Annotated in this window: 2 protein-coding genes; both read right to left on the bottom strand. The window is 72.1% G+C overall.

What is annotated here, in order from left to right; genetic code table 11:
* Window positions 1-71 precede the first annotated feature (71 nt).
* Window positions 72-2,033 carry an APC family permease gene (locus AB0C29_RS43810; protein WP_360833633.1) on the bottom strand — a complete coding sequence of 654 codons (1,962 nt, stop codon included), beginning with the start codon at window positions 2,031-2,033 and terminating at the stop codon, window positions 72-74.
* A 104-nt stretch (window positions 2,034-2,137) separates the two neighbouring features.
* On the bottom strand, window positions 2,138-2,391 hold a 254-nt coding region (locus AB0C29_RS43815), incomplete at its 5' end, for a hypothetical protein (protein WP_360833635.1).

A 2,391-nucleotide genomic window follows, 5' to 3' on the forward strand; every position in this document is an offset into this window, starting at 1 on the left:
CCACGCCCGGCGGCGCCGATCGCCCGGCCCTGCTGCGGTTCCCATGATGCTCAGGTGTACCCGATCGGCGGCTACGACCGGCGCCGACCGGCCGCAACCGGGTCCCGGTGCGGCTTGTGCCGGCTCGACTCCAGCTGCCAGGGCACGCTGACGACCATGACGCGGCGCTGGAAGAGCAGCCGGGCCTTGAGCCGCAACGCGCTCTGGTTGTGCAACAGCTGCTCCCACCAGTGACCCACGACGTACTCGGGCAGGTAGACCACCACCAGGTCGCGCGGGCCCTCGGCGCGGAGCCGGACGACGTGGTCCAGCACCGGGTTGGTGATCTCCCGGTACGGCGACTCCAGCACCGTCAACGGCACGTTCAGCTCCCGGTCGGCCCACTCCTGCCGCAGCCGCACCACGTCCTCGGGGCTGATCGCCACGGTCACCGCGGCCAGCGTGTCCGGCCGGGTCGCCCGGGCGTACGCCAGCGCCTGCAGGGTGGGCCGGTGCACCCGGGAGACCAGCACCACCGCGTGCACGTGGGCCGGCATGACCACCCCGCCCGGCTCGGGTTCCAGCTCGGCGCTGACCCGGTCGTAGTGGGCGCGGATCGCGCGCATCAGCGCGTACAGCACCGGCACGGCGATCACCACCAGGTAGGCGCCGTGGGTGAACTTCGTGACCAGCACGATGAGCAGCACCAGCCCGGTGAGCGCACAGCCCACCGCGTTGATCACCCGGGACCGGTGCAGCCGCCCGCGGACGCGCGGGTCGCGTTCCCCGGCCAGCGCGCGGTTCCAGTGCCGCACCATCCCGGCCTGGCTGAGGGTGAAGGAGGTGAACACACCGAGGATGTAGAGCTGGATCAGGCGGGTCACCGAACCGTCGTACGCCCAGATCAGGCCGGCGGCGATCAGCGCGAGCACGATGATGCCGTTGGAGAACGCCAGCCGGTCGCCGCGGGTGTGCAACTGCCGGGGCAGGTAGCGGTCCTGGGCCAGGATCGAGCCGAGCAGCGGGAAACCGTTGAACGCGGTGTTCGCCGCCAGGATCAGGATCAGCGCGGTCAGGGCCTGGATCAGGAAGAACCCGATGCCGCCGCCGAACACCGCCGCGGCCACCTGGGCGATCACCGTCCGCTGCGGGTCGGACGTGCAGTCGCCGGGGAAGCCGATCAGGTCGCAGGTGTTCTCGGCGACCCGCACCTTGGTGATCAGGGCCAGCGCGGTCAGCCCGGCGAACATCGTGATCGCCGTGACGCCCATGGCCAGCATGGTGCGGGCGGCGTTCTCCGCCTTCGGCACCCGGAACGCCGGCACCCCGTTGGAGATGGCCTCCACGCCCGTCAGCGCCGTGCACCCCGAGGCGAACGCGCGCAGCGTCACCAACGCCAGCGCCAGCCCGGTCAGCCCCACCTGCTCCGGGCGTACCTGCCAGCCGGCCGACTCGGCCACCGGCGGATCACCGGCGACGACCTGCCCCAGCCCGACCGCGACCAGGACCAGGATCCCGGCGATGAACAGGTACGTCGGCCAGGCGAACGTCTTGCCCGAGTCGCGCACCCCGCGCAGGTTCATCGCTGTCAGCACCGCCACGAAGCCGACGTTGATCAGCACCCGGTGCGGCTGGAGCGACGGCACCGCGGAGATGATGTTGTCCACCCCGGCGGCCACCGACACGGCCACCGTCATCACGTAGTCGACCATCAGCGCCGCCGCGACCACGAGGCCGGCCGAGCGGCCCAGGTTCCGGGAAGCCACCTCGTACGACCCGCCACCGCTCGGATAGGCCCGCACCACCTGCCGGTACGACGCCACCACCACGGCCAGCAGCACCACCACGGCCAAGGCCACCCACGGCGCCACGTACAGGTAGGTCAGCCCGCCGAGGGTCAGCACCAGCAGGATCTCCTGGGTGGCGTAGGCCACCGACGACAACGGGTCGGAGGCGAAGATCGGCAACGCCAGCCGCTTGGGCAGCAGGGTCTCACCGAGGCGGTCACTCCGCAGCGGAGGACCCACCAGCACGCGTTTCACAGTGGTCAACACGGGCCCAGTGAAGCCCCGCCCCAGGCCGGCCCGGCGAATCTTGACGCGTTCTTGACGCCCCGCCCGGCACTCTTGGCGGCTTCTTGACCCCGCGGGCGGCCGGGTCAGCCGTTGCGGATCTCCGGGGTGCAGTTCTCCCGGCGGGGAGTGTCGCGCCACAGGCAGATCTGCACGGTGACCGGCTGCCCGCCGATGGTCGTGGCCACCGCCGGGGTGTGCACGTAGCCACGCTCGGTCACGGCCAGCGGCGCCGGGCAGCTGTGCCACTGCTCGTCCCCGGCGCGCCAGCGGATGCGGGCGCCGCCGGCGTGCGGGTCGTGGTCGTCCGAGCCGGCCCGGCCCCAGTAGTACGTGCGGC

Origin of the sequence: Actinoplanes sp. NPDC048791 (assembly GCF_040650095.1) — a bacterium.
GTDB lineage: Bacteria > Actinomycetota > Actinomycetes > Mycobacteriales > Micromonosporaceae > Actinoplanes.